The sequence below is a fragment of the Streptomyces sp. NPDC048751 genome (assembly GCF_043198595.1).
In the GTDB taxonomy this organism is placed as follows: domain Bacteria; phylum Actinomycetota; class Actinomycetes; order Streptomycetales; family Streptomycetaceae; genus Streptomyces.
Genome location: NZ_JBICUX010000012.1, coordinates 37265 through 62761, shown reverse-complemented (window position 1 = coordinate 62761; position 25497 = coordinate 37265). Strand labels below are relative to the sequence as shown.

Annotated in this window: 23 protein-coding genes; 12 read left to right on the top strand and 11 right to left on the bottom strand. The window is 72.6% G+C overall.

Annotation, left to right across the window (positions count from 1 at the left end):
- Positions 1 to 225: 225 nt before the first annotated feature.
- From ACGFNV_RS32670 to ACGFNV_RS32630, 9 genes are all read left to right on the top strand, one after another.
- On the top strand, positions 226 to 1875 hold the full coding sequence (locus ACGFNV_RS32670) for a class I adenylate-forming enzyme family protein (RefSeq protein WP_393627445.1): 1650 nt from the start codon (positions 226 to 228) through the stop codon (positions 1873 to 1875).
- The gene (locus ACGFNV_RS32665) at positions 1872 to 3155 is read left to right on the top strand and encodes a beta-ketoacyl-[acyl-carrier-protein] synthase family protein (protein WP_393627443.1); all 1284 of its coding nucleotides are present in this window, start codon (positions 1872 to 1874) and stop codon (positions 3153 to 3155) included. The genes ACGFNV_RS32670 and ACGFNV_RS32665 overlap by 4 nt, the downstream gene beginning before the upstream one ends.
- The gene (gene hppD / locus ACGFNV_RS32660; RefSeq protein ID WP_393627441.1) at positions 3152 to 4216 is read left to right on the top strand and encodes a 4-hydroxyphenylpyruvate dioxygenase; all 1065 of its coding nucleotides are present in this window, start codon (positions 3152 to 3154) and stop codon (positions 4214 to 4216) included. Before ACGFNV_RS32665 ends, hppD begins: the two co-directional genes overlap by 4 nt.
- 73 nt (positions 4217 to 4289) lie before the next feature.
- A complete protein-coding gene (locus ACGFNV_RS32655; RefSeq protein ID WP_393627439.1) occupies positions 4290 to 5207 on the top strand; it encodes a phytanoyl-CoA dioxygenase family protein in 918 nt (305 codons plus the stop codon).
- Complete coding sequence (locus ACGFNV_RS32650) at positions 5207 to 6103, top strand: prephenate dehydrogenase (RefSeq protein WP_393627438.1); 897 nt, start codon at positions 5207 to 5209, stop codon at positions 6101 to 6103. Before ACGFNV_RS32655 ends, ACGFNV_RS32650 begins: the two co-directional genes overlap by 1 nt.
- A gap of 204 nt (positions 6104 to 6307) precedes the next feature.
- Positions 6308 to 8275, top strand: coding sequence for an FAD/NAD(P)-binding protein (locus ACGFNV_RS32645; RefSeq protein ID WP_393627436.1), 1968 nt, complete (start codon positions 6308 to 6310; stop codon positions 8273 to 8275).
- Positions 8272 to 9681 (top strand): adenylosuccinate lyase family protein, encoded by a 1410-nt coding sequence (locus ACGFNV_RS32640; protein ID WP_393627434.1) that lies wholly within the window; start codon positions 8272 to 8274, stop codon positions 9679 to 9681. Before ACGFNV_RS32645 ends, ACGFNV_RS32640 begins: the two co-directional genes overlap by 4 nt.
- 194 nt (positions 9682 to 9875) lie before the next feature.
- On the top strand, positions 9876 to 11327 hold the full coding sequence (locus ACGFNV_RS32635) for a DHA2 family efflux MFS transporter permease subunit (RefSeq protein ID WP_393627432.1): 1452 nt from the start codon (positions 9876 to 9878) through the stop codon (positions 11325 to 11327).
- A 58-nt stretch (positions 11328 to 11385) separates the two neighbouring features.
- Positions 11386 to 12357, top strand: coding sequence for an acyl-ACP desaturase (locus tag ACGFNV_RS32630; protein ID WP_393627430.1), 972 nt, complete (start codon positions 11386 to 11388; stop codon positions 12355 to 12357).
- A gap of 87 nt (positions 12358 to 12444) precedes the next feature.
- Here the strand turns inward: ACGFNV_RS32630 and ACGFNV_RS32625 are convergent, their stop codons facing one another.
- From ACGFNV_RS32625 to ACGFNV_RS32585, 9 genes are all read right to left on the bottom strand, one after another.
- The gene (locus ACGFNV_RS32625) at positions 12445 to 14757 is read right to left on the bottom strand and encodes an acyl-CoA dehydrogenase family protein (RefSeq protein ID WP_393627429.1); all 2313 of its coding nucleotides are present in this window, start codon (positions 14755 to 14757) and stop codon (positions 12445 to 12447) included.
- Positions 14754 to 14975: an acyl carrier protein gene (locus tag ACGFNV_RS32620; protein ID WP_393627427.1), complete on the bottom strand. Its 222-nt coding sequence runs from the start codon at positions 14973 to 14975 to the stop codon at positions 14754 to 14756. The genes ACGFNV_RS32625 and ACGFNV_RS32620 overlap by 4 nt, the downstream gene beginning before the upstream one ends.
- 54 nt (positions 14976 to 15029) lie before the next feature.
- A complete protein-coding gene (locus tag ACGFNV_RS32615) occupies positions 15030 to 16766 on the bottom strand; it encodes an acyl-CoA dehydrogenase family protein (RefSeq protein ID WP_393627425.1) in 1737 nt (578 codons plus the stop codon).
- A complete protein-coding gene (locus ACGFNV_RS32610; RefSeq protein WP_393627423.1) occupies positions 16763 to 17593 on the bottom strand; it encodes an acyl-CoA thioesterase in 831 nt (276 codons plus the stop codon). The genes ACGFNV_RS32615 and ACGFNV_RS32610 overlap by 4 nt, the downstream gene beginning before the upstream one ends.
- 192 nt (positions 17594 to 17785) lie before the next feature.
- On the bottom strand, positions 17786 to 18052 hold the full coding sequence (locus ACGFNV_RS32605; protein WP_133928084.1) for a MoaD/ThiS family protein: 267 nt from the start codon (positions 18050 to 18052) through the stop codon (positions 17786 to 17788).
- Complete coding sequence (locus ACGFNV_RS32600) at positions 18049 to 19983, bottom strand: fatty acyl-AMP ligase (RefSeq protein WP_393627421.1); 1935 nt, start codon at positions 19981 to 19983, stop codon at positions 18049 to 18051. Before ACGFNV_RS32600 ends, ACGFNV_RS32605 begins: the two co-directional genes overlap by 4 nt.
- Complete coding sequence (locus ACGFNV_RS32595; RefSeq protein ID WP_393627419.1) at positions 19967 to 20317, bottom strand: 4Fe-4S dicluster domain-containing protein; 351 nt, start codon at positions 20315 to 20317, stop codon at positions 19967 to 19969. Before ACGFNV_RS32595 ends, ACGFNV_RS32600 begins: the two co-directional genes overlap by 17 nt.
- The gene (locus ACGFNV_RS32590; protein ID WP_393627417.1) at positions 20314 to 21240 is read right to left on the bottom strand and encodes a hypothetical protein; all 927 of its coding nucleotides are present in this window, start codon (positions 21238 to 21240) and stop codon (positions 20314 to 20316) included. Before ACGFNV_RS32590 ends, ACGFNV_RS32595 begins: the two co-directional genes overlap by 4 nt.
- Positions 21237 to 21407, bottom strand: coding sequence for a hypothetical protein (locus ACGFNV_RS32585; protein ID WP_393627415.1), 171 nt, complete (start codon positions 21405 to 21407; stop codon positions 21237 to 21239). Before ACGFNV_RS32585 ends, ACGFNV_RS32590 begins: the two co-directional genes overlap by 4 nt.
- Positions 21408 to 21557: 150 nt before the next feature.
- On the opposite strand from ACGFNV_RS32585, the gene ACGFNV_RS32580 reads away from it, so the two are divergent.
- Both ACGFNV_RS32580 and fabI read left to right on the top strand, forming a co-directional pair.
- Positions 21558 to 22421: an alpha/beta hydrolase gene (locus tag ACGFNV_RS32580; RefSeq protein ID WP_393627413.1), complete on the top strand. Its 864-nt coding sequence runs from the start codon at positions 21558 to 21560 to the stop codon at positions 22419 to 22421.
- Positions 22418 to 23197 carry an enoyl-ACP reductase FabI gene (fabI, locus tag ACGFNV_RS32575; RefSeq protein WP_393627412.1) on the top strand — a complete coding sequence of 260 codons (780 nt, stop codon included), beginning with the start codon at positions 22418 to 22420 and terminating at the stop codon, positions 23195 to 23197. The genes ACGFNV_RS32580 and fabI overlap by 4 nt, the downstream gene beginning before the upstream one ends.
- Positions 23198 to 23282: 85 nt before the next feature.
- Here the strand turns inward: fabI and ACGFNV_RS32570 are convergent, their stop codons facing one another.
- Positions 23283 to 23927: a TetR/AcrR family transcriptional regulator gene (locus ACGFNV_RS32570; RefSeq protein ID WP_393627410.1), complete on the bottom strand. Its 645-nt coding sequence runs from the start codon at positions 23925 to 23927 to the stop codon at positions 23283 to 23285.
- Between the two features lie 113 nt (positions 23928 to 24040).
- A complete protein-coding gene (locus tag ACGFNV_RS32565; protein WP_393627408.1) occupies positions 24041 to 24937 on the bottom strand; it encodes an alpha/beta fold hydrolase in 897 nt (298 codons plus the stop codon).
- 116 nt (positions 24938 to 25053) lie between these two features.
- Between ACGFNV_RS32565 and ACGFNV_RS32560 the strand changes: the two genes are divergently transcribed.
- Positions 25054 to 25494, top strand: a complete 441-nt coding sequence (locus ACGFNV_RS32560; protein ID WP_393627406.1) for a hypothetical protein — start codon at positions 25054 to 25056, stop codon at positions 25492 to 25494.
- Positions 25495 to 25497: the final 3 nt, after the last annotated feature.

Sequence of the window (25497 nt, the reverse complement as noted above, 5' to 3'; positions counted from 1 at the left end):
GCCAGGCCGTGCGTGGCGAGTCCGAGACGGCCACGTCGTCCGCGGCGTGGCTGAGACGGCCGCGCCTGCCGCGAGGAGTCCGAGACGGCGGCGCCGTACGCGACGACCGAGACCGCCATGCCCGCAGTGAAAAGTCCGTGACGGCGACGCCGCACGCGACACCGAGACGGCCATGCCGGCCGCGAAGACCGAGACACAAAGGCCCGAAAGTAGGGGACCCCGGGAATGAACCCGAAGAACGAGCGCGCGGAACTCGCGGCCGATCAACGGCTGGGCGTGGGCAACGTGCTGACCACACTGATCGAGCGGGGCACCGGCCTCGACACTCCGACCCTGACCTTCGACACCGAGGTGGACGGCCACCCGGCCTGGCAGGCGCTCACCCTGGCCCAGCTCGGCGAGCGTGTCGCCGCCCGGGCCGCCGCGCTGCACGCCCTCGGGGTCAAGCCCCGGGACCCGGTCGCCGTCTGGGTGACGGACGGCGCCGACCAGGTCCTCAGCTACCTGGCACTCGCCCGCCTGGGCGCGATTCCCGCGCTCATCAACGGCAGGCTGCCCGCCGAACAGGCGGCCGAGTACATCAGGCGGCTGCGGGCCGTCGGGATCATCGCCGACGTCCCGCACTGGGACGGGCTGTCCTCGGCCGGCAACACCACACCGCTGCTCGCCGACCCGGTCGACCTGGGCAAGGGCGACCCCGCCGAGGCTCCCAAGCCCTACCGGCACCACGGCAACGAGCCCGTGGTCATCACCCACTCCTCCGGTACGACCGGCCTGCCCAAGGCCGTCACCCACTCCCACCACAGCCTGTTCGCGGCCATCCGCCACCGGCTGTCGCTGCCCAAGGGGCAGGGCCTGGACCGGATGCTGGGCGCGCTGCCGTCGGCGCACGCGGCCACCGTCATCGCCGTGAACCTCGCCCTGACCAACCGCGCCCAACTGGCCGTGGTGTCCCGGCAGACCGGCTCCCTGGTGCTCGACGCCATCGAGTCCTGGCAGCCGGCCAGCGTCCTCGGCTTCGCCGCCACCTGGTCGGAACTCGCCGGCGAGGACCTGTCCAAGCGCAACCTGGACTCCGTGCGCACCTGGTGGAACACCGGGGACTGCGCGCACGAGGCGCACATCCGCAAGCTCATCGCCACCGGTACACGGCAGTCCGTCACCGCGCAGGGGCGGGTGCAGACCCGCGGCTCGTTCTTCGTGGACGGCCTGGGCTCCTCGGAGATGGGGCACTCCCAGTTCCACATCACCCACACCCCCGACACCAGCCGCTACGGCCGCTGCATCGGCAAGCCGCACGCCTTCTCCGACGTGGCGGTCGTCGACGACGACGGCGAGAAGCTCGGCGTCGGTGAGGTCGGCCAGCTCGCGATCAACGCGCCGACGCTGTCGCTGGGCTACTGGAACGACTCGGTGACCACCTACCGCACCCGCCGGGACGGCTACTTCCTCACCGGCGACCTCGTCTTCCGCGACGAGGAGGGCTACTACTACCACGTCGACCGTCTCGTGGACGCCGTCGACCTGGGCGAAGGCCACCGCCTCTACACCATGCTGTGCGAGGAGCGCGTCCTCGCCGACTGCGCCGACGTGCTCGAGTGCACCGTCGTCGCCGTGCCCAAGGACGGCCGGGTCGTCACCTCGGTGCTGCTGATGCTGGACCCGCAGGCGGACCAGGAGGCCGACCGCACGGCGGAGGTGCTCGCCGCACTGGACCCGCACGTCGCCCGCACCGTCGAGCGCGTGGTCGTGGTCAGCCCGGACCGGATCCCGCTCGGCGCGACCGGCAAGGTCCGCAAGCTGGTGCTGCGCCAGCGCTTCCTCGACGGCGAGCTGCTCGGCCTGGAGTCCTCCGCGAAGCAGGTGGCCGTATGACCGCCGCACACCAGGGTGCCGTGATCACGGGGCTCGGCACCTTCACCCCGCTCGGCCGCGGCGCCGCCGACACCTTCGACGCGTTGTGCCACGGCAAGTCCGGTCTGCGCCGGCCGCCGGAGGGGCACCTCCTCGACGGCACCGTGGGCACCGCCGGCATCGCCCCCGACATCGAGGCGCGGGAGGTGCTGCCGCCCAGCGAGGGCCGGCTCGTCGACCGCTACGCCCTGATGGCCCTGGCCGCCGCCGACGACGCCCTCGCCGACGCGGGGCTCGTGGTCGGCGAGAACGCCGACCCGGACCGGGTCGCCGTGGTCGTCTCCAGCGGCGCCGGCGGCCTGACCACGTACGAGGCGCAGACCCACGAGCGGGTCCAGCGCGGCCCGACGGCGGTCAGCCCCTACCTGCTGCCCGGCATGCTGCCGAACATGGCGGCCGCCCGGATCGCCATCAAGCACGGCATCCGGGGCTGGAGTTCGGCCATCGCCACGGCCTGCGCCGCCGGTGCCCACGCCGTCGCGGAGGCCGCCCGGCTGATCCGGTACGGCGAGGCCGACGTGGTGGTCTGCGGTGGCGCCGAGGCCCCGCTCAACCCGACCTCCGCGCTGGCGTTCGCCCACGCCCGAGCCCTGGCCAGCGGCTGGGACGAGGACCCGGAGGCGGCCAGCCGCCCCTTCGACCGCCGCCGCAACGGGTTCGTCCTGGCGGAGGGCGCCGGGGTGCTGGTCATCGAGCGCGCCGAGCACGCGGACGCCCGCGGCGCCGCGGGCTACGCCGACCTCCTCGGCTGGGGCGCCACCACCGACGCCTTCAAGCCCACCGCACCGCGCCCGGGCGGCGAGGGCGCCGCCCAGGCCATGCGCAAGGCCCTCGCGACGGGCGGTCTGACGCCCGACGACATCGGCTACATCAACGCGCACGGCACCGCCACCAAGCTGGGCGACGTCGCCGAGACCAAGGCCGTACGGGCCGTGTTCGGGGACCGCTCGCCCGCCGTGAGCAGCACCAAGTCCATGACCGGGCATCTGCTCGGCGGCTCCGGCGCGGTGGAGGCGGCCATCTGCGCCCTCGCCATCTCGCGCGGCACGCTGCCGCCCACCCACAACCTCGACGAGGTGGACCCGGCCTGCGACCTCGACCATGTGCGCGGCGAGGCGCGACGCACCCGGGTCGAGGCCGCCGTCTCCAACTCGTTCGCCTTCGGCGGCCACAACGTCAGCCTGCTGTTCGGCACCGCCAGCACCCGCACCAAGCGACAGCAAGAGGGAGAGAGCACGTGAACATCGGAGCCGTGGACCACGTCGAGTTCTACGTCGGCGACGCCCAGCAGTCCGCGTTCTATCTCTGCACCGCGTTCGGCTTCCGGGTACGCGGCCAGGCGGGCCCCGAGACGGGCCAGCCGGACAGCCGGTCCCTGCTGCTGCGCCAGGGCGGCATCGACGTCGTGCTGACGTCCGCGCTGACCCCGGACCACCCGGCGGCGCAGTACGTCTCCCGGCACGGCGACGGCGTGGCCAACATCGCCTTCGAGGTGTCCGACGCCGCCAAGGCGTTCGAGACGGCGGTCGAGCGGGGCGCGACCGCCGTGGAGGAGCCCGTCGTGCACAGCCGGTGCGGCACCGAGGTCGTCACCGCCGCCGTGCTCGGCTTCGGCGACGTCGCCCACCGGTTCGTGCAGCGCACCGGAGACCGGGACGACTTCCTGCCCGGCACGATGGACATCTTCGCCGCCGACCCCGAGGAGAGCGAGCAGCTGCTCCACACCGTCGACCACGCGGCGATCTGCCTGCCGGCCGGCGAGCTGCGGCCGACGGTCGCCTTCTACGAGAAGGTCTTCGGGTTCAACCAGATCTTCGAGGAGTTCATCGAGGTCGGCGAGCAGGCCATGGACTCCAAGGTGGTGCAGAGCCCGTCCGGCAAGGTCACCTTCACGCTGATCGAGCCCGTGACCGACCGTCAGCCCGGCCAGATCGACACCTTCCTGGCCCGTCACGGCGGTGCCGGCGTGCAGCATCTCGCCCTGCTCACCGACGACATCGTGGCCACCGTCCCGGCCATGGAGGAGCGCGGCGTCACCTTCCTGGACACGCCGGGCGCCTACTACGACGAGCTGGCGGAGCGTCTGGACAAGCCCGACCTGCGCATGGAGGACCTGCGGCGCACCAACGTCCTGGTCGACCAGGACCACTGGGGCCAGGTCTTCCAGATCTTCACCCAGTCCATGCACGTGCGGAAGACCTTCTTCTGGGAGGTCATCGACCGGCACGGCGCCCGCACCTTCGGCAGCGGCAACATCAAGGCCCTCTACGAGGCCGTGGCCCGCGAGAAGGCGATGGCCTGACGCCGGGGCCGGCATCCCACGCCTTCGCACCCCCGCCCTTTCCTGCCCGCGAACGCAGTAGTTGAGGAAGACCGTGACTGTTCAGGACACCACACCGTTCACGCTGACCGACGAGGAGCGCGCGCTCCTGCCCACCGACGAGGAAGTCGACTTCTACCTCGAGCACGGCTGGTACCTGTCCAAGAAGCTGTTCACCGACGAGGAGGTCGACCTCCTGGAGTCGGCCAGCGAGCGTTTCTACGCGGGTCACCGCGACCGGACCCTGCCGGTGCGCCCGCCGAAGCTCGCCTACTGGGAGCCCGGGCACGGCAAGGTGCAGCGGCACAACGACTACATCCACTACGAGGACGACACCATCGGCCGGATCCTGCGCAAGCCGCTGCTCGGCGCGGTGGCGGCGCGGCTCGCCGAGGCCGAGGAGATACGGGTGTTCCAGTCCACCCTGATCTACAAGCCGCCGGTGGCCGGGGAACAGTCGAACATCGTGCCCTGGCACTTCGACCGGCACTACTGGGCCACCTCCACCTCCGAGCGGATGCTGACCGCGTTCATCCCCTTCCACGACTGCGGTGAGGAGATGGGCACCATCACGATGGTGGACGGCAGCCACCGTTGGAAGGAGACCGCCGTCAACGACGCGACCTCCCTGCACTTCGCCGAGCGCGACCGCAGTGAACTCGACCAGATGCTGGAGGAGAACGCCGCGTACAACGGTGTCGAGGTGCGCAAGATCCCGATGGAGATCCCCAAGGGTCACGTCAGCTTCCACCACTGCCGCACCTATCACGGCAGCGGCGCCAACGTGAGCGACCGGCCGCGCCGCGCCATCTCCTTCCACCTCCAGGACGGCGAGAACCGCTACCGTCCCTTCCGCCGCTCCGACGGCACCGAGGTGTCGTACAACCACGACGTCGTGGTGCGCAAGACCGCCCAGGGGATGCCGGACTACGCGGACCCCGAGTTTCTCCCCGTGCTGTGGCGCACCCGCTGATGCGCAGTGTCGCGGTGGTCGGAACGGGGCTGATCGGTACGTCGATCGCCCTGTCCCTGCGCGACCGGGGTATCACCCCCTACCTCCTCGACGAGAACCCCGAGGCGGCGCACACCGCGGCCGACCTCGGCGCGGGGGTGGTGGGGGCGCCCCGCACACCGGTGGACCTGGCCGTTCTCGCCGTACCACCGCAGCATGTGGCGACGTCCCTGCACCAGCAGCAGGTGCGGGGGCTCGCCCACGACTTCACCGACGTCTCCAGCGTCAAGGTGCGACCGCAGGCCGAGGCGGCGGAGCTGGGCTGTGACCTGGCCCGCTTCGTGGGCGGGCACCCGATGGCGGGCCGGGAGCAGTCCGGCCCGCTCGCGGCCCAGGCCGACCTGTTCCACGGCCGGCCCTGGGTGCTGACCCCGGCGGGGAGCGCCGGTGAGCGGGCGGTCGGCCGGGCCACGGCACTCGCCGAGCTCTGCGGGGCGCGGCCGGTGGTCATGGAACCCTCCCAGCACGACCGGGCGGTGGCCCTCGTCTCGCACACCCCGCACCTGGTCGCGAGTCTTCTCGCGGCCCGGCTGCTGCACGGCGACGAGGACCACCTCCAGCTCGCCGGGCAGGGCCTGCGCGACGCCACCCGGATCGCCGCGGGCGACGCCGACCTGTGGACGGACATCCTCAGCTCCAACGCGGCCGCGGTCGCGGAGGTGCTGACGGATCTGGCGCTGGAGCTGGGCGCGGCCGTGGACGCGCTGAAGGAGCTGGCCGAGGCACCGTCGGCCCACGGCCCCGCCGGCCGGGCCCACCTCAACGACGCCCTGGCCCGCGGAGTGCGCGGGCGCGGGTTGATCCAGGGGCGGGCTCCCGAGGGCCTGAGCCTGAGCGGTGCGGGCGCGGGGACATGAGGCGCCGGTGCGGCCCCGGGACTTGAGGCGCCGGTGCCTCAGCGCCTCTCGTTCGGAGCATGCCGGGCTCGCGGGCCCCGGCACGCGACCGGGCCCCGACCCCGCACCCTGATCCAGCCTGAGCCGCACGAAAGACCCTGGCCGTCACCGGGCGGGCGGCCGACCGGGCCCACGACGACTTCCGAACCAGTGGAGAGAGTGACTATGACCAGCCGACGGCTCGACGTCTGCGTGATCGGTGCCGGGCCCCGCGGCCTCTCGGTCCTCGAACGGCTGTGTGCGAACGCCGCGGCGGACCCGGACGACACCACGATCACCGTGCACGTGGTCGACCCGTATCCGCCGGGCGCCGGGCAGGTGTGGCGCACCGACCAGTCCGAGCACCTGCTGATGAACACGGTGGCCTCCCAGGTCACGATGTTCACCGACGACAGCGTGCGCATCGAGGGGGCACTCGTCCCCGGGCCGAGCCTGTACGAGTGGGCGCGCTTCCTCACCCTCATCGGTCCCATGGACGGTCGGCAGCACGACGAACGCGTCCTCGGCGAGGCACGCGCGCTCGGCCCCGACTCCTACCCCACCCGGTCCTTCTACGGCCACTACCTGGAGTGGGTCTTCCAGCGGGTCACGAAGACCGCGCCGAGCGGCCTGACGACCGTCGTGCACCGCGCCCGCGCCGTCGCGCTCGACGACGAGGCCGACGGCACCCAGTGCGTGCGGCTCGACGACGGCACGTCCGTGAAGGGCCTCGACGTCGTCGTCCTCGCCCAGGGGCACCTGCCGGTACGGCACTCCCGACGCCAGCGCGAGCTGGGCGCCTTCGCCGCGGGGTGCGGGCTCGGTCATGTCCCGCCCGCCAATCCGGCGGACGTGGACCTGACGAAGGTGGCGGCGGGCGAGACGGTCGCGCTGATCGGGCTCGGGCTCAACTTCTTCGACTACATGGCGCTGTTCACGCTCGGGCGGGGCGGGCGCTTCGAGCGGCGGGGCGAGGGGCAGGGCGGTCGGCTGGTCTATGTGCCGTCCGGTCGTGAGCCCCGGATGGTCGCCGGCTCCCGACGGGGGCTGCCGTTCCACGCGCGGGGCGAGAACCAGAAGGGCGCGCACGGGCGGCACGAACCGGCCGTGCTGACCGCCGAGACGATCGAGGAGCTGCGGGCGCGGTCCCGGCGGCGGGGCGGGATCGACTTCCGCGAGACGGTGTGGCCGCTGGTCTCCAAGGAGGTCGAGACCGTCTACTACACCGCGCTGCTCACCGCCGCCGACCGGGCGGGCGACGCGCGCCGGCTGCGCGAGGCCTACCTCGCCGCGGCGCCGGGCAGCCCGCAGGAGCGGGACATCCTCGACGCGTTCGGTGTCGCCCCCGCCGACCGCTGGGACTGGGACAGGATCGCCCGACCGTACGAGGGACGGGACTTCGTCTCGCCCGAGGACTTCCGGGACTGGCTCGTCGGTCATCTGCGCGCGGACCTCGTGGCGGCGCGCACCGGCAATGTCGACGGTCCGCTCAAGGCCGCGCTCGACGTTCTGCGTGACCTGCGCAACGAGCTGCGGCTCGTCGTCGACCACGGAGGTCTCACGGGGCGCTCGCACCGGCAGCATCTGGAGGGGTGGTACACGCCGTTGAACGCGTTCCTCTCCATCGGTCCGCCCGCCCGTCGGATCGAGGAGGCGATCGCTCTGATCGAGGCCGGGGTGCTGCGCGTGCTCGGGCCCGACGCGCGTGCCGAGGCCGACGAGGCGGGCGGGGTGTTCGCGGTCGAGTCCCCCGCGGTCCCCGGCTCCCGGACCTCGGCCACGACGTTGATCGAGGCCCGGCTGCCGGAGATCGACCTGCGCACCACCGCCGATCCGTTGCTGCGCATGCTGCTGGAGTCCGGACAGTGCCGGCCGCACGAGATCACCGATCCCGAGGGGACGTCGTACGAGACCGGTGGCCTCGCCGTCACCGACTCGCCGTTCCGGCTGATCGACGCCCAGGGGCGGGCGCATCCGCGCCGCTTTGCCTTCGGCGTGCCCACGGAGTCGGTGCACTGGGCCACGGCGGCCGGGATACGGCCCGGGGTGAACTCGGTGACGCTTCAGGACTCGGACGCGATCGCGTGTGCGGTGCTCGCCTCCCTGGCGGACCTTCGTCCTGACAACGCGATGATGGGGGAGCTGACGCGGTGAGCGTTCTCGACATCGACGCCGGGCTGCTCAGCCCTGTGCGCGCCGGTACGCCCGCGGAGGCGGCCACCTCCGATCTGGCGTGGCTGCAGGCGATGCTCGACGCGGAGGCGGCGCTGGTGCGCGCCCAGGCGGCGCTGGGCAACGTGCCCTCCGACGCGGCGCGGACGATCAGCGGGCTGGCTCGTGCCGATCAGCTGGATCTGCGGGAGCTCGCCGTGCTCAGCCGGGGTGCGGCCAATCCGGTGGTCGCCGTGGTGCAGGCGTTCACCGCGCTGGTGGCGGCGAAGGATCCCGCGGCCGCGGACCATGTGCACCGGGGGTCCACCAGTCAGGACATCTTCGACACCGGGTTGATGCTTGTCGCCGCGCGGGTCCTGGACCTGCTGGTGGCCGACCTGGACGCCGTGGCCGGGTCGCTGCGGGATCTGGCCGGTGCGCACACCGGGACGCTGATGGCGGGGCGGACGCTCGCGCTGCACGCCGTACCCACGACGTTCGGGCTCAAGGCCGCCGGGTGGCTCGTGGCCGTGAACGGGGCGGCCGAGCGGTTGCGGCGGGTGCGGGCGGAGGGGCTCGTCGTTCAACTCGGCGGCGCGGCGGGCACGTTGGCGGGGTACGTCGAGTACGAGCGGCTGCACCGGGCGGAGCGGGGGGAGCCGGTGGCCGGTGCGTACGCCCGGCGGTTGACCGAGCGGTTCGCCCAGGAGGCCGGCCTGCGGGCGCCGGTGCTTCCCTGGCACAGTCACCGTGCGCCGGTCGCGGCCCTGGCGAGTGAACTCGCCTTGGTGACCGGGGTGCTGGGCAAGATCGCCGTGGATGTGCAGTCGCTGGCGCGTACCGAGACGGCCGAGGTGGCGGAGCCCGCCGGGGTGGGGCGGGGGGTCTCCTCGGCGATGCCGCAGAAGCGCAATCCGGCGTTGGCCACGCTGATTCGTTCGGCCGCTCTTCAGGTGCCCGCGTATGCGAGTGTGCTGACGCAGGCGATGCTCTCGGAGGACGAGCGGTCGGCCGGGGCGTGGCATGCGGAGTGGCAGCCGTTGCGTGAGTGTCTGCGGTTGGCGGGTGGGGCGGCGTACACCGCGCGCGAGTTGGTGGGCGGGCTGGTGGTGTCGGCCGAGCGGATGCGGGCCAACCTGGGGTTGACCGGTGGGTTGATCGTTTCCGAGCGGCTTGCGGCGGTGCTTTCCTCGGTCCTCGGCAAGGCCGCGGCCAAGGAGGTGGTGAGCCGGGCGTCGGCGGAGAGTGCTGCCACGGGGCGGTCCCTCGCGGAGATCCTGGCAGGCCTGCCGCAGGTCGCCTCTCGGTTCGACGCGGAGGAACTCGCCGGGTTGTTGGACCCGGCCGCGTACACGGGGGCGGCGGACGAGCTGACGGAGCGGGCTCTTGGGCCGGGCGCCCGCGCGTGAGTGGGTGGGGCGGGCCCGCTCCCGTCGTCCTGCGGCTGCACGCCGAGCATCTTTCGGCCAGCTACCGGCTTCATCACGCCTGAATCGGCGTGTTCCCCCTTTTAAATGTACGCACGGTCGTTTAGTTTTGTGTGGCGGGTGCGGCCGCTGCGGACCGGGCGACGGCGGCGCATCAGACGAAGGGATCACCTCGCATGACGACCGCCTCACCCCACTCGTCGGACGCCGGTCCGGCCAAGACAGAGCAGGCGGAGGACGCCGAGCAGGCGCGGACCTCCGCCGCGGCCGCGGCCGCGGCCAAGCTCGCCCTGCTCGTCGCCTCGGGCGCCACGTTCCTCGCCGTGCTCGACACCACGGTCGTGAACATCGCCTTCTCCGATCTGCGTGCCGACTTTCCCAAGGCCTCGCTGTCCCAGTTGACCTGGGTCGTCACGGCGTACACCGTCGTGTTCGCGGCGTTGCTGGCCGTGGCCGGCCGGGTCGCCGACGTCATCGGCCGCAAGAAGCTGTTCCTGTGGTCCACGGCCGTGTTCATCGTGGCCTCGCTGCTGAGCGGGCTCGCCGCGGGTGTGCCGATGCTCATCGCCGCACGTGCCCTCCAGGGTGTTGGTGCCGCCGGGCTCATTCCCTCGGCGCTCGGGCTGGTCCTCCAGCACACGCCCCCGGCCCGCCGTCAGGTGGCCATCGGTGTCTGGGGCGCCGTCGGCAGCATGGCCGCCGCCGTGGGTCCGAGCCTCGGCGGACTCCTTGTGGACGTCTGGGGCTGGCGCAGCGTCTTCCTGATCAACCTGCCGATCGGGCTGGCGATCCTGTTCGGCGCGGCCAAGCTGGTCGGTGACGCGCCGACCGGGCGCAAGCTGCCCGACCCTCTCGGCACCCTTGCTCTGGCGCTGGGCGTCGGCGGTGTCGTGTTCGGCGTGACGCAGGGCACCGAGTGGGGCTGGAGCAGCGGTCGCGTGCTCGGCCTGCTGATCGGTGGTGCCGTGCTGCTGGCGGTGGCGCTGCTGCTCTCCAAGCGGCACTCCGCGCCCGCTCTCGAGCTGGACCTGTGGCGCAGCCGCTCTTTCGCCGCCACGAATGTCACCTCGCTGCTCTTCGGCGCGGCCATGTACTCGTACCTGCTGAGCTCCCTGCTCTTCCTGAACGCGGTGTGGGGCTACTCGGAGCTGAAGGCCGGTCTCGCGGTGACGCCGGGTGCGTTCGCCGCCGCGATCGGGGCCATGATCGTGGGCCGCCGGGTCGGTCCGGCCAGCCAGTGGCTGGCGGTCGCCATCGGCTCCGCGCTCTTCGGTGCCTCGTGCGCCGCGATGTACCTGCTGCTCGGGACCGAGAAGCAGTACGCCGCGGTCTGGCTGCCCATCGGCATCCTGGCCGGCATCGGCATCGGTGCGGCGCTGACCGCGATCTCCAACGCGGCGACGGCCTCGCTGCCGCCGCAGCGCTTCGCCTCCGGCACCGGTCTGCTCATGACGACCCGCCAGATCGGTGGCGCCCTCGGTATCGCCGCCCTCGCGGCCATCCTCGAGCACTACGACGTCCTCGACGACGAGGGCTATCTGCAGGTGTTCCTCGCCTGCGCCATCGGGGCCGTGGCTGCCGCCGTGGCGGCGCCCGCGATCCGGTCCCGGTCCGCACAGAACACGTAACCGTCAGGTCTGCGACGGGAGTCGACGGCTCCCGCGACGATGTGAAGAAGAGAGCACGATGCCACCCATCGACCGATCCGACCGCTTTGTCGCGAGAGCCGAGCACTCCTTGCTGGCCGAACTGCAACCGGTGGTGGAGGACAACCTCCACCGCCATCTCGGCGTCGCCAAGGAGTGGTTTCCGCACGAGTACATCCCGTGGAGCGAGGGCCGTACGTTCGACGGCCGCCTCGGCGGGGAGGCGTGGACCGAGGACGAGGCCACACTGCCGGAGGTGGCCCGCACCTCCCTGGTGGTCAATCTGCTGACGGAGGACAACCTGCCCGGCTACCACTTCGCGGTGGCCGAGTTCGGCAAGGACGGCGCGTGGGGCACGTGGGTCGACCGCTGGACGGCCGAGGAGGCCAGGCACGGCACCGCGCTGCGCGACTACCTCCTGGTCACCCGGGCCGTCGACCCCAAGGCCCTGGAACGCGCCCGCATGGTGCACATGTCGGGCGGCTACGACCGGCCCGACAACTTCAGCGCGCTCCACGCGATCGCCTACGCCGCGTTCCAGGAGCTCGCCACGCGCATCTCCCACCGCAACACCGGGCAGGTCAGCACCGATCCGCGGTGTGACGCGCTGCTCGCGCGGATCGCCGCGGACGAGAACCTGCACATGGTCTTCTACCGCAACCTCGTCGAGGCCGCGTTCGAACTCACGCCGGACACCGCCATGCAGGTCGTGCGGGACGTCGTCGTCGGCTTCGAGATGCCCGGCTCCACCATCAAGGACTTCGGGCGCAAGTCCGCAGAGATCGCCATCGCCGGCATCTACGACCTGCGCCTCCACCACGACAGCGTCGTCATGCCCGTCCTGCGCAAGCTGCGTGTCTTCGAGCGGGAGGGGTTCGGCGCGGAGGGTGAGGCGGCGCGGGAGGAACTCGCCGCGTTCGTCGCCCAGTTGGACAAGAAGGCGACGTCGTTCACGGATCGGCGCGAGGGCATCCGGGCGGCGCGCGCGAAGCGGGAGGCCGTGGCGGTCTGAGGGGCTCGGTACGGAGTCGGGGGCGGCCGGAGGTTCGGCCGCCCCCGATGTGTTCGGCTGCGGGTGCGATGGTGGCCGGCAGCGCCCCTACGGGCGCCGGGCCGCGATGAGGCGCAGCCCCAGCGCCCGGTCCTCCCACGCCACGCGGATGTGGCTCAGGCCGGCCTCCCGCAGGGCGTGTGTCACCTCGTCGTCCGTCGGGGCGGTGGCGTCCGTGACGGTGAGGGCCAGGTGCAGGGCGGCGGCGCCCAGGGGGCGCTTGGGGGCGAGGGGGCAGGGCAGGACGAGCCAGCCGCCGGGCACGAGTGCCTGGGCCGCCGACGTCACGGATTTGCGCAGGGCGTCCGTGGTCAGGCCGCCGACGGGCAGCCAGGCCAGGGCGAGACGGTCGGCCCGGGCGAGATCCGGGTCGTCGAGCACCGGCACGAACGGGATCTGACGGGTCAGTTCGGCGGCGGTCCTGCCGTCGTCGTCGGCCGCGCAGCCCACCCACGCGCCGGGGCGGTCGAGGGCGACGGCCAGCCCCTCCAACCGCCCGAGCAGGGAACCCACCAGCACGTCCGCGAGCACCGCGGCCTCACCCCCGCACCCCGGGACGGGCTCGCGCGCCACGGCCCGAGCACCGGTCCGCAGCTGGGCACTCCCGGTCAGGGCCCGGCGCAGCCGCGCGGCGAACGCCAGGGTCCGCCCGCCGCCCACGACGACCCGTTCCAGGCCCGGGGCGAGCACACAGCGCTCGTCACCGTCGTGCCGTACGACACCGGTGTCCGCCAGCAGTGCCAGCAGTTCCTCGGCGAACGCCACGGGCAGATCCGCGGCCGCCTCCCGCGCGGTGCGCGCCCGCAGCAGCCGTGCCAACAGCCCCGACTCGTACGCCACGACACAGGCGACGAACCGCCACGCCCCGGCGGCCACCTTCCCGAGCTGCCCCTCGAACAGCCCCTCCGGGCCGACCGGGAGCACCTCGGGAGGCCGGCCGGCCCGGACATCGGCGAGCAGCGCGTGCGCCTGGTCGAGCAGCACGCCCACCCGCGTCCGCGCCTCCGCGTCGGTCGCGGGCAGGCGCGCCGCCTCCAGCAACGCCCGCACCGGCCGCGCGTACTCTTCCGTCTCCTCCCTCGCCGCCACGGCGTGCAGCGTCCACCACTGGTCCGCCAGTACGGTGACGGCCCGTTCCGCCGCCTCCTCGCGGACGCGGTCGCCCTCCAGGGCCGTGATGGACCGCTGGCCCAGCTGGATCAGGAGGGTCTCCTGGGAGCCCTGGCCGGAGACGAGGCCGAGGACGTCGCGGGTGAAGCGTTCCCAGGGGAAGGCGGACATGTAGGCCTCGCCGCCCTGGAGGCCCATGACGAGGTGGCTGATGCGCAGGGCGCAGTCGGCGGCCTGGTGCTTGGCGACCGTGGCGAACTCGTCGAAGTGGGGGTCGCGGTCGGGGGAGCGGGTGCCGTCGAGGGCGCGGTGGACGCTCGCCCGGGCGCTCTGGAGCAGCATCCGCATCTCGCCGACCGTCCGCTCGACGTTGGTGTACTCCAGCACGGGGCGTCCGCCCCGCCGCCGCGCGGACAGCGCCTCCACGCACGAGTCGACGACGCCGTCCAGCGCGCCCAGCACCCCGCACGCGCTCATCGTGCGGCGGATCCGCGCGTACGTGTTGAGCTCGCTGAGCGCGTCCGCCCGCCACACCAGCCGCCACTGCGGCAGCCGTACGTCGTGCAGCAGCACCTGGCCGAGGCCCATGGTGTGCAGGCCCATGGTGTCCATGGGGAGCGCGGTGACCCCCGGGTCGTCCTTCTCGACGGCGAAGGCCAGCATGTCGTTGGAGGCCTCGTCGCGCAGGAAGAGCAGGAACAGGTCGGCGAACCTGGCCCCGGCCAGGAACCGCTTCGCCCCGTTGAGCACCCACACGTCGCCCTCCAGGCGGGCGGTGGAGCGGTAGTCGTAGGGGTCGAGGTTCTCGTAGGCGCCCTGCACCCCGAAGCGGCGCCCGGCCATGAGGTCGGGCACGTACCGGTCGATGAGTTCGCGTCGGCCGCTCGACAGGAGCAGCTCGGCGATCTCGACGCTGATGTCCAGCAGGACGGCGAAACCGGGGTCGCGGGAGAGGCGGGCGGTCTCCTCGACGACCACGCCCCAGGCGAGCTTGTCCCGCCCTTCGCCGCCGACCGCCTCGGGCAGCGAGAAGCGCAGCAGACCGAGCTCACCCGCCCGTTCGAACAGCCGTCTGTCGAGGGGCCGTCGGGTGTGGTTGCGGAAGTGGGTGCCGGGGTTGACCTCCTCCAGCACGAAGCGCGCGAACCGCTCGCGGGCCTCGCGCCGGACCTCGCCGACCTCCGCGTCGAGGGTGCGGTGCCCCGGGACACCCCGGTTCATGATGTCGACCGCATGGGCCCGCGTGGTCACGCCGCCGCCTCCCGGACCGCGCGCGTGAGGTCGTCCAGGGTCTCGTCGCCGAGGAAGCGCTCCAGCGGGATGTGGGCGCCGGTGCGCTCCTCGACCTCCACGGAGAGCTGGGCGGCGGTGAGCGAGTCGAGGCCGAGTTCGGCGAGCGTGCGGTCCAGCGGCAGTTCCTCGTCCCGGCCGAGCAGTTCGAGCAGGAGCGGGACCAGCCAGTCGTCCACGGTGTCGACGGCGTGGTCAGCGGCCTTGGCGGGTGTCGTGGTGATGGCGTACTCCTACGAGGTCGGTGCCCGGTGCTGCGGCGCGAGCCGCAGAGGTACGAGCGAGAACGCGCGGTCGGTGTCGTCGAGGTCCTCCAGGCGGCGCACCAGCAGCTCCTCGGCCGCCGGGTCGGTCTCGACGGGCTGCCCGAGCCGGGCCAGGACCCGGCGCAGCGCGACCGAGAGCCAGGCGGGCTCGGCCGCGAGACCGCCGAGCGCGGTGCGGCGGTGCAGCCAGGTGTGCAGACAGCAGGCGGCCGCGTGCACCAGGCAGTGCCGGCGCGCCGCCTCGTAGGCCTCGTCCGTGCGGTGGGCGCCGCGCGCGTGCAGCACGGCCCGTGCCTCGTCGCGGACGGGCAGGAGACGGCGGGCGAGCCCGGCCAGGTCGGCGTCGCCCAGGGCCTCGACCGTCTCGTCCAGCAGGTCGACCACCTCGTCGGCGCCGCCGAAGGTGAGCGCGGGGCGCTGCTCGCGCGGTGCGGGGGAGGTCACCGGGTCGCCGAAGCCGTACAGCAGCGGCAGGGGCAGCTTCGGGGACGCCCCGCGTCGGCGGGCCGCGCTGCTCACCTGCGCTCGCACGGTGTCGAGCTGGACGAGTTCGGTGCCCTCGAACACCGGCGTCACCGCCAGGTCCCGGCGCAGTTTCTGGAAGGCTCCGCCCGCGACGCCCTCGCGCAGGTAGGCGCGGGCGCTGAGCACCTCGGCACTCGCGGCCACGCTGTCGACGCAGAGTCCCGGTACGACGTACTTCGCCACGGCGGACCACAGCGCCGTCCGCTGCCGGGCCACGTCGAGGGCGCGGGCCGCCGCCAGTTCGGTGCACTCGGCCACCAGCAGGTCGGCGAAGCCGCGCGCGAGGAGCGCCCGCACCGGGGGCAGCGCCGACGCGGGCCGTCCGTAGAGCACGCGGGTACGGGCGTGGCGCAGGGCGATGCGCAGGGCGGTGTCGGCCGCGCCGAGACCGGCGGCACCGACCAGGGTGCGGGTGAACTGGAGCATCCCGGAGACCATCTCGATGCCGCGGCCCGGCCGGCCGAGCACGGCGTCGGCGCCGACCCGGCAGTCGTCGAGGACGAAGCCGCTCAGGTCGTGCCCGCGCAGCCCCAGCGTGCGCACCTTGGGCAGTCTGCGCACGCCCGCTTCGCCGAGGCTCTCGAAGTCCAGCAGGAACAGCCCGTACGAGGGGTCGGAGGCGGCCAGGACGGTGGCGAACGCCGAGCGGCTGCCGTTGCCGACCAGCCACTTGCGCCCGTTCAGCACGTGTCCGCCCGGGTGCGGGACGGCGCGGGTGGCCGTGGCCAGCAGATCACTGCCCGCGGCCTCCTCGCTGATCCCGGCGGTGCCCCAGGCGCGGGCCAGGACCAGCTCGGCGACCCGGCGCCGCTGCCCCTCGTCGCCCCAGATCCACACCGGCGCGGCCGCGAGGAACGTGGAGCCGAGGCCGATGGAGACGGCCAGGTCGCGCCGGGAGACCGCGCGGACCACGGCGGTCAACGACTCGAAGGAGTCGAGCCGGCCGCCGTCGGAGACCGGGACCAGGTCCCGGTGCAGTCCCGCGGCCCAGGCCGCCTCGTAGGCCTCGGTGGGCTCGCTCTCGGACTCGTCGGCGCGCAGGCCCCCGGCCAGTGACATGCCGGTGTCCGGGTCGAAGGGGCAGCCGAGCGCCTGCTCCAGCGCCTCCGCGCGGTCGAACGTGGAGGTGGACGTGGAGGTGGACGTGGAGATGAACCGGGAGGTGAATGTGGAGGTCATGCCCGCTCCACCACGATCGCGTACGGCTCCCCGGCGGCCTCCCCGTCGGGTGCGATCTCGTGGACGAACACCAGGTCCTCGCCGTGCCGGTAGGCGGTCGTGCGGACCTGGAGCAGGTCCCACAGCTGACCGGCGCGCAGCCAGGTGACGTCGACGCGCCGGATGCCGTCGGCGAGCGCGCGGCGCAGCAGCGGGGCCTCGCCGCCGTGCCGGAGCACCAGCTCCTCGCGGGCGCCGCCGGCGAAGCCGAGGGTCTCGGCCCAGAACCACTGGTCGGCCACCTCGCACTGGTGGCGGTGGACCCGTACGGGCACGGTGCCCTCGGCGAGTTTCTCGCCGTCGCGCCGGAGGCCGGCCCACAGGGAGCGGACGGGCGAGAGGTGCGGGGTGCGTTCCACCTCGTCGTCGCGGAAGGCGGCCAGCACGGTGTCCGGCAGCGGGGCGGGCGCCCCGGAGAGCGCCTCGTCGCCGCTGAGCCGCAGCGGCACGGAGGCGGCCCGGCTGCGCACCGCGACCCCGGCGGGCCCGGTGAGCGTCATCTCCACCTCCAGCTGCGACGAACGCGGCCCGCGCACCCGCGCCCGTACGTCGACGAGGGCCTCGTCGGCGTCCAGGAACTGCAGCGGCCGGTCGTACTCCAACTGCCAGGACCACAGCACGAATCCGACCCGGTGCTCCCGCACCAGGACGCGGTGGCTGCACACGTGGTCGCGCAGCCAGCGGGTGCCCGCCTGGAACGCCAGCCGCGCGACCGAGACGGTCTGCAACTGCGTCGGCGTGAACAGGCTCGCGTCGAGCACGGCCTCGAACGTGGAGCTGCGCGGCATCGGTTTCCAGGGCCTTTCGTTTGGATCAGGTCGCAGGGAAGTGACGGTGCTGTTCGGTGCCGGTGAGCGGGGTCTGGGGCGTGCCTCTGCAAGGCGGAGGAGGGCGTCGATGCGGAGCATCGGCAACCGACGACAACGCGGCAGAGGTGCGTGCCAGCCCCCGCGTCTGCGGCGTGATCCAAACGACAGGCCCTAGCCTCCGGAGATGGCGGTGACGATGTCGACGCGGTCGTCCTCGGTGGCCTCGTGGTCGAGTTCGTCCTGGGTGAGCCGTTCGCCGTTGAGGGCGATCAGATGGGTCGCGCGCACCGCGCCCTCGCGGTCGAGCAGGACCTCGCCGAGGTTCGGGTAGCGCTCGGTGAGCCGGTCGAGTCCGGCGCGCACGGTGTCGCCGTCGACCTCGATCTCGGTCCGGTAGTCGGTGAAGCGGAGCAGGATGCCCCTGACCTTGACGATCATCGTCCGGCCCCTTCGTAGGTGTGGTCGTCCCGTCGGCCCGCGGGCCGGGTCTGCTGCTGTCGCGCCAGCTCCTCCAGCTCGCCGGCGAGGTACTGCCGACGGGCCAGCCACCGTTGCACCTTGCCGCTGGAGGTCTTCGGTGCCGTGCGCGGCCGCACCAGCACCACGGCGTACGGCGTCACGCCCACCTCCGCCGAGACGGCCCGTCCGATGCCGTCCAGCAGTGCCGCGTACCGCTCCTCGGCCTGCTCCGCGGGGGCCGGGTCGGCCTCGTAGACCACCACCAGGCGCTCGGGCTGCCCCGCCGGGCCCTCGACGGCGAAGGCAGCGCCGCAGTTGCGCCGGATCCCGGGGACCGCGGCCTCGCAGGCCCGCTCGATGTCGACCGGGTGGTGGTTGCGCCCGTTGACGACGATCAGGTCCTTCAGCCGTCCCGTCACGAACAGCTCACCGTCCAGCAGGAACCCGAGGTCACCGGTGCGCAGATACGGTCCGTCGCCGTCCGCCGTGGTCGCGCCGAACGTCTCGGCGGTCTCCTCGGGCCGCCGCCAGTAGCCGTCGGCGACACCGGGGCCGGCGACCCAGATCTCGCCGACCGTGCCGTCCGCGAGCGGCTCCCGGCTGACCTGATCGACGATCAGCAGCCTGGTGTCCGGGCCGGGCGGCCCGCAGCTCACCAGCGTCCGCGCGTCCGTCCCCGGGGCGGCGGGACGGGCCACGCCCCGCGCCTCCAACGCGTCGCGCCCGATGCGCGCCTCGCGCCGGCCCTCGCCCGGCGTGCCGCCGGTCACGAACAGGGTGGCCTCGGCGAGCCCGTAGCACGGGTAGAACGACTCTGCGCGGAATCCGTACGGGCCGAAGCGCTCCCCGAACCGTGCCATCGTGTCCGCCCGCACCGGCTCGGCACCGGTGAAGGTCAGCTCGACCCCGGACAGGTCGAGCCCTTCGGCGTCGGCGTCCGTCACACGGCGCAGGCAGAGGTCGTACGCGAAGTTGGGGGCGCCGGTGATCGTCGCGCCGTACCGGGAGACCATGCGCAGCCAGGCGGCCGGACGGCGCAGGAACGTCACCGGGGACATCAGCGTCGTGGGCACGCCCATGAACAGCGGGGTGAGGATGCCGCCGATCAGCCCCATGTCGTGGTACGGCGGCAGCCAGAGGGCGCCGGCGCTGTCCGGGCGGATCCCGAACCCCCGCGCGATGTCACGGCAGTTGCCGAGCAGCCGGTCGTGGCCGAGCATCACACCGCGCGGCAGCGAGGTGGAGCCCGAGGTGTACTGGAGCAGCGCGAGACGCCCCGGAGCGGGAGCGGTGACGGACCCGGCGCCGTCGAGCGTGTCGGTGGCGAGCAGCCGGGGGGCTCGGTCCTCCACCGCGGTCGCCAGCCAGTCGGTGATGAGCGGGGCGATGTCCGACGTGGTCAGCACGGTGTCGGCGCCGGCGTCCTCGATGATCGCCGCGAGCCGGGGCAGGGTCCGCGCCAGCCGGAACGGGTCCGGCGGGAAGGCCGGGACCGCCGGAACTCCGGCGTAGAAGCAGCCGAACAGCCCGGCGAGGTAGTCCAGTCCGGGCGCGTACAGCAGCAGGGCGGGCTCGGGCCGGTCCTTCGCGCGCGCGAGCAGCCCGGCAGCCACTGCGCGGGCCCGCTCGTCCAGTTGCGCGTAGGTGATCTCCTGCGCGCTCTCGTCGTCGGCGACGAACCGGTAGGCGAGGGCACCCGGCGTACGCCGGGCCCGCTCGTGCAACAGGTGCGCGAAGGTGTGGCTGGTGATGCTTGGGGTGTTGATGCTCGGGGCGTTGGTTCCTGGTGCGTCGAAGCTCGGGTCGGCGGTGCTCGGACCGTCGACGCCCCGACCGTCGGTGCCCGGGGCGTCGACGGTCCGGACGTCGAAGGTCTGGACGCCGACGCTCTGGTCAGGGACAGCCGGCATGGGGAGCCTGTTCCGCCGCGAGGGTGCGCCACTTGTCCGGGCGGCCGACCCAGGCCTCGCCGTCGGCGAGGGGGGCGACGTCCGTGGTGGCCAGGGGGAGCAGCGTGGCCAGGCGGGCGTTCCACTCGAGGGCCGGCTGGAGCTCCGGGGGCAGTTCCTCCTCGGGGTAGATCGCGTCGGCCGGGCACGCCTCCACGCAGTTGCCGCAGTCGATGCACTCCTCGGGGTCGATCACGAGGAAGGTGTCGCCCTCGCGGAAGCAGGCGACGGGGCAGTAGGTGATGCACTCGGCGAACTTGCAGCGCACGCACTGTTCGGTGACGACGTGGGTCACGCGACGCCCTCCTGGTGTCCGGTCGGTGCGGCGAGCAGCTCGGGGTGCCCGTCCACGAAGCGGTGTCCGGCGTCGAGCCCGATCTCGTACGCCTTGGTGAGTCCTTCGGCGGTCGCGGTGGCGTAGTCGACGCCCAGGCTCTTCAGGTCCTCCTCCGGCTTGACGACGAGGACGCGGGCCCCGTCGAGCTCGGAGCCGTCGACGATCTCCTCGGACGCGTAGAGGTCCCGGAAGAGCGGGAACGGGTCGGAGCCGATCGCGATCAGCACGTCCACACCCCGGGCGGCGACCTCGCGCGCCGGGCAGGAGCAGGTGTACGAGGCGTCGACGTACGCCTCCCCGTCGACCTCGGCGGGGATCTTCCAGGCGTGCAGCATGCGCGTGGAGGCGTAGGCGACGGCGTCGTAGTTCTCCGGCGTCAGGCGCGGGCGGCCGTCGCCGGGCACGGCGTGCGAGGAGAAGACGACGGGGGCCAGGTTCTGCTCGACCCAACCGCGGTCCCCGGTGAAGATGTTGCGCAGCAGCTGCCGGCCTAGGGCTTTCGCGCCGGGGCCCTGGGTGGTCTCGGCGGCGGCCGCGTCGGTGACCTTACTGGTGGCGAGCAGGTACTCGGGGGCGCCGGGCCGGAAGAGGCCCTCGCGCAGGGTGGGCCCGTACTCCGCGATGCTGTCGAGCGCCACGCTGCTCATGCCTCTGTCGACGGCGGCAGCGGCGGCGCCCAGCCAATAGTCCACGCCGACCTGACGGGCCCGGCCGACAGCGGCGAGGCCGCCGGACAGCCCCGAGGACGAGGCCGTGCCGTAGACGTCGGCGCGCAGTCCGCGCTCCTCGAAGGCGGACAGGACACCGTGGCCGTAGACCCCCTTGAGCATGCCGGAGGCGATCGCCATACCGAGGCGCGGTGCGGTGTTCGTGCCGGTCATGACCGCGCCCCCGTCCCGGGGCGGGCGTCTCGGCGGTCTCCGTGGGCCAGTGCCGCGGCGTCGATCACCGAGTCCAGGTGATCCTTGATCCACTGGTTCGGGCCGGGTTGCCGGTCCGCCACCGCGGTCTCCGTGGGGCGGGGGGCGGGATGCGAGAGCGTCGTCATGTCGTCCTCCAAGCGGGAGTGCTGACGGCGGCACATTAGCACGACCGTGCGTTTACTTTTCTAGTCCTGTGCGTCAGACTGATCCCCATAAATATGAGCGAACGATCGTGCTAGTATCTCGCACCCATTGAACGATCTGGAGGGCTTGCCATGGATCTCGCTACGGCGGCCGTCGATCCGGTCCTGAGCGCCGAGGGGGAGAAGATGTTCGATCTCTTCCGACGGCCTCAAGGGCGCAGCAGGCCCCGGCCCGACGAGCGGGCGGTCACCGAGAGCGCGCGGACCGGCGAGCTGAGCATCGACGGCAAGGCCGTCGTCACCTACGCCTGGGGCAGCGGGGAGCGCCCGGTGCTGCTGGTGCACGGCTGGGAGTCGCGCGCCTCGCGCTACGCGAAGCTCATCACCCGGCTGGTGGAGCTCGGCTACAGCCCGGTCTCCTTCGACGCGCCCGGGCACGGGGAGTCCGAGGGCGACAGCACGACCCTCGTGGAGTACCGCGCCATCATCGCGCGACTGCACGCCGCGCACGGCGACTTCGAGGCCGTCGTGGGCCACTCCTTCGGCGTCCTGGCCCTCTTCCTGTCACTGCCGGAGGGGCTGCGCACCGACCGGATCGTGGGGATCAGCTCCGTGCCGGACTTCTCGTACCTGGTCGACTCGTTCTGCGCCCACATGGCGCTGGGGCCGCGGCTGGAGTACGAGATCCGCCACCGCCTGGAGCGGGACCTGTACCCGGGCGAGGACATGTGGACGCGTTTCTCGCTCCTCCACCACGCCTCGCACGTGCGCGTCCCGCTGCTGCTGATCCACGACGAGAACGACGAGGCGGTCGGCGCGGAGCAGGCGGAGCGGATCGCCGGGGCCTTCGAAGGGCGGGCGCGCCTGGTCGTCACCCGCAGGCTCGGACACCGGCGGATCCTCGGTGCCCCTGTCGTCGTCGACACGATCTCCCGGTTCCTCACCGGTGGGGAACCCGCGTCCGACGAACGGAAGGTCGAGGTGACGGCACGATGAGCGGTCTTCTCGCGGGCAAGCGCGTCCTGGTGACGGGCGTCCTGATGGAGTCCTCGATCGCCTTCCACACCGCCCGCCTCGCCCAGGAACAGGGCGCCGAGGTGGTCCTCACCGGATACGGCCGACTCGGCCTCGTCGAGCGGATCGCCCGACGGCTGCCGAAGCCGGCCCCGCTCATCGAGCTCGACGTCCAGGACAAGGGCCACCTGGAGAGCCTGGCCGGCCGGATCCAGGAGCGGGTGGGCGGCGACGCCCGCCTCGACGGTGTCGTGCACTCCATCGCCTTCGCCCCGCAGGACGCGATGGGCGGCAACTTCCTCGCCACCGGCTGGGACTCCGTCGCGACCGCGGTCGAGGTGTCCGCGTACTCCTTCAAGTCGCTGGCCATGGCGTGCCTGCCGCTCATGGAGGAGCGCGGCGGATCGATCGTGGGCCTCGACTTCGACGCGAGCACGGCCTGGCCGGCGTACGACTGGATGGGCGTGGCGAAGGCGGCCCTGGAGGCCACCTCCCGTTACGTCGCCCGTGACCTCGGCCCGCGTGGCATCCGCTGCAACCTCGTCGCGGCCGGCCCGATCAAGACGATGGCTGCCCGGCACATCCCCGGCTTCGAGACCTTCCGCGAGGTCTGGGAGACCCGCGCCCCGCTCGGCTGGGACCTCTCCGACCCCGAACCGACGGCCCGCGCCGTCGTCGCCCTGCTGTCCGACTGGTTCCCCCGGACGACGGGGGAGATCGTGCATGTCGACGGCGGTGTGCACGCCGTCGGAGCGTGACGGCGAGCGCGGGGCACAAAGGGCGGCGGCCCGCTCGGGGTGAGCGGGCCGCCGCCCTCTTTCCGGCTCGCGCCGGGGCGTGGCGTCACGGAGTGGCCGGCAGCAGTGACCGGTCGGTGGCGGCGGTCCGCAGGCGGCTCAGCACGGCCTTCTCCGCCTTCTCGTAGCAGGTGAAGTCGTCGTGCAGAACGGACTCGGCGTTCGCCATCTCCAGGAACGCCACGAGCTCGAAGACGAGCTGCGGGACGTCCGTGTCGTCCGCCAGCTCACCCGCCAGCTGGGCCTCCCGCGCGGTCTGCTCCAGGTAGGAGAACCAGTTGGAGCGGGCCGCGGCGAGCGTGTCGTGGACCTTGCCCTCGCGGGCGTCGTACTCGGCGGAGACCGAGTAGAAGAAGCAGCCGCCGGGGAACACCCGCTCCCGGGAGTACGTCAGCCACCCCGCGCACAGACGCCACAGGCGGCCGATGCCCGCCGGCAGGTCGCGCGCGGGCTGGACCACGTGCTCCAGATACACGGTGATGGCCGTACGGATCGTCGCGAGCTGGAGGTCCTCCTTGGAGCCGAACAGCGCGAACACACCGCTCTTGCTCAGGTTCAGCTCGCTCGCGAGCTGTCCCATGGACAGCGCCGTGAGACCCTCCACCGAGGCGATCTCCACCGCGCGTCTGAGGATCAGTTGACGGGTCTGGTTGCCGCGCGCGATCCGGCCGTCGGCCTGCGTTCCTGCCACGCCCATGTGCACCTACTCTCCTGGGGCCGGACATTCTCGGCACCGTTGAGGCGTCAACATTGTAGCGAATGAGCGGACGTTCGTGCGGTTATTGATCGACGAAACGGAAGCGCTCAGTCCATGACGACCGCGTGCGGGTCCGCCTCCCCGGCCGGTTCCGGACCCTGGGCCACGAAGTCCAGAACGGTCCGTACGACCTCCGCGTCACCGAGGATCCGCCGGTGCCCGAGCCCGCTCGTGACGATCAGTCGTGCCTGGTCACCGAAGGCCTCGGCGATCCGGCGGCCCTGCGTCACCCTGATCCTGGTGTCGTCCTCGTCGTGGATCACCAGGAGCGGCGCGCGCACGATCCCGGTCATGTTCGTGAGGGAGAACGGCACCTCGTCCAGAGGCATGTCGGGGAAGAGATTCGCGCGGATCTCGTCGCGCAGCCGCGCCTTGAGCCCGTCGCGGACCTTGAGCTCGGAGGAGAACTCCTCGACCAGGTAGTCGAAGTCGCAGACCCCGCTGATGGTGACGATCTTCTGCGCCTTCACCCCGTGCTTCAGCCCGTAGAACGACCCCAGGACCCCCATCGAGTGGGCGATCAGGCACTCGAACGTGCCGTACTGGTCGTGCAGCGCGGAGACGGTGTCGCGGTACTCGAGGATCGTGGTGCTGCGGCCGTTCGCGTCGCCGTGGCCGGGGGCGTCGAAGGTGATGACGCTGTGGCCGCGGTCGAGCAGCCCCGGGACGAAGTCGGACAGCCGGGAGGCGCGCGACTGCCAGCCGTGCACCAGCAGCACGGGCCGGCTGCCGTCGCCCCAGCGGTAGGTCACCGCGTGCTTGCCGCCGCCGACGTCCACGCGGTCGACACTCGCCTTCTCGAACAGCTCGCGCTCGGAGGACCGCAGCCCGCTGCGCACGAGCGGCATGTGGAACAGGGTGAACGCGCCCTTGCCCGCCAGCCGTCCCGAGACAAGGGAGGCGGTGTTGAGGACGGTGCTCGCAACTGCCTCGGTGGGTTTCATGCTCGCTGCTCCTCGATCAGGCGTCAGAGGCCTGATATATTAGCACGACCGACCGTACAGTTTTAGGGGTGCGGGTCAGGTCCAGGTCCGATCCGGGGGGATCGAGAGGAGACGCCATGTCGGCCACTGTCTGGTTCGCCCCGTGGAAGCCCGGCCCGGCCGAGCACACGGGCCTCGGCGACGACCCCGGCGGCGCGGCGGCCGTCGTGAGCGTCACCGACTTCGCCCCGCACCGCCCCTGGACCGCCATCGGCGTCAACATCGCGGGCGTCGCCCTGCGCCGGACCTGGGACGACGTCGAGGGTGCGATCGGGCTCTGGCTCTGGTCCGCCCCCGGCCTCCTGCGCTCGCGCTCCGGGTCGGTCTCCGTGTGGCGAGACGAAGAGGCCCTGCGTGGCTTCGTCGCCCGCCACGACCACGTACGCATCATGCGCACCTACCGCGACCGCGGCGACCTGCGCTCGACGACCTGGCACACGGACCGCTTCGACAAGGACGCCACCCAGGCGGCGGCGCGCGATGTCATCGCGGGGTGGTGTGCGCAGCCGGTGTCATAGCCG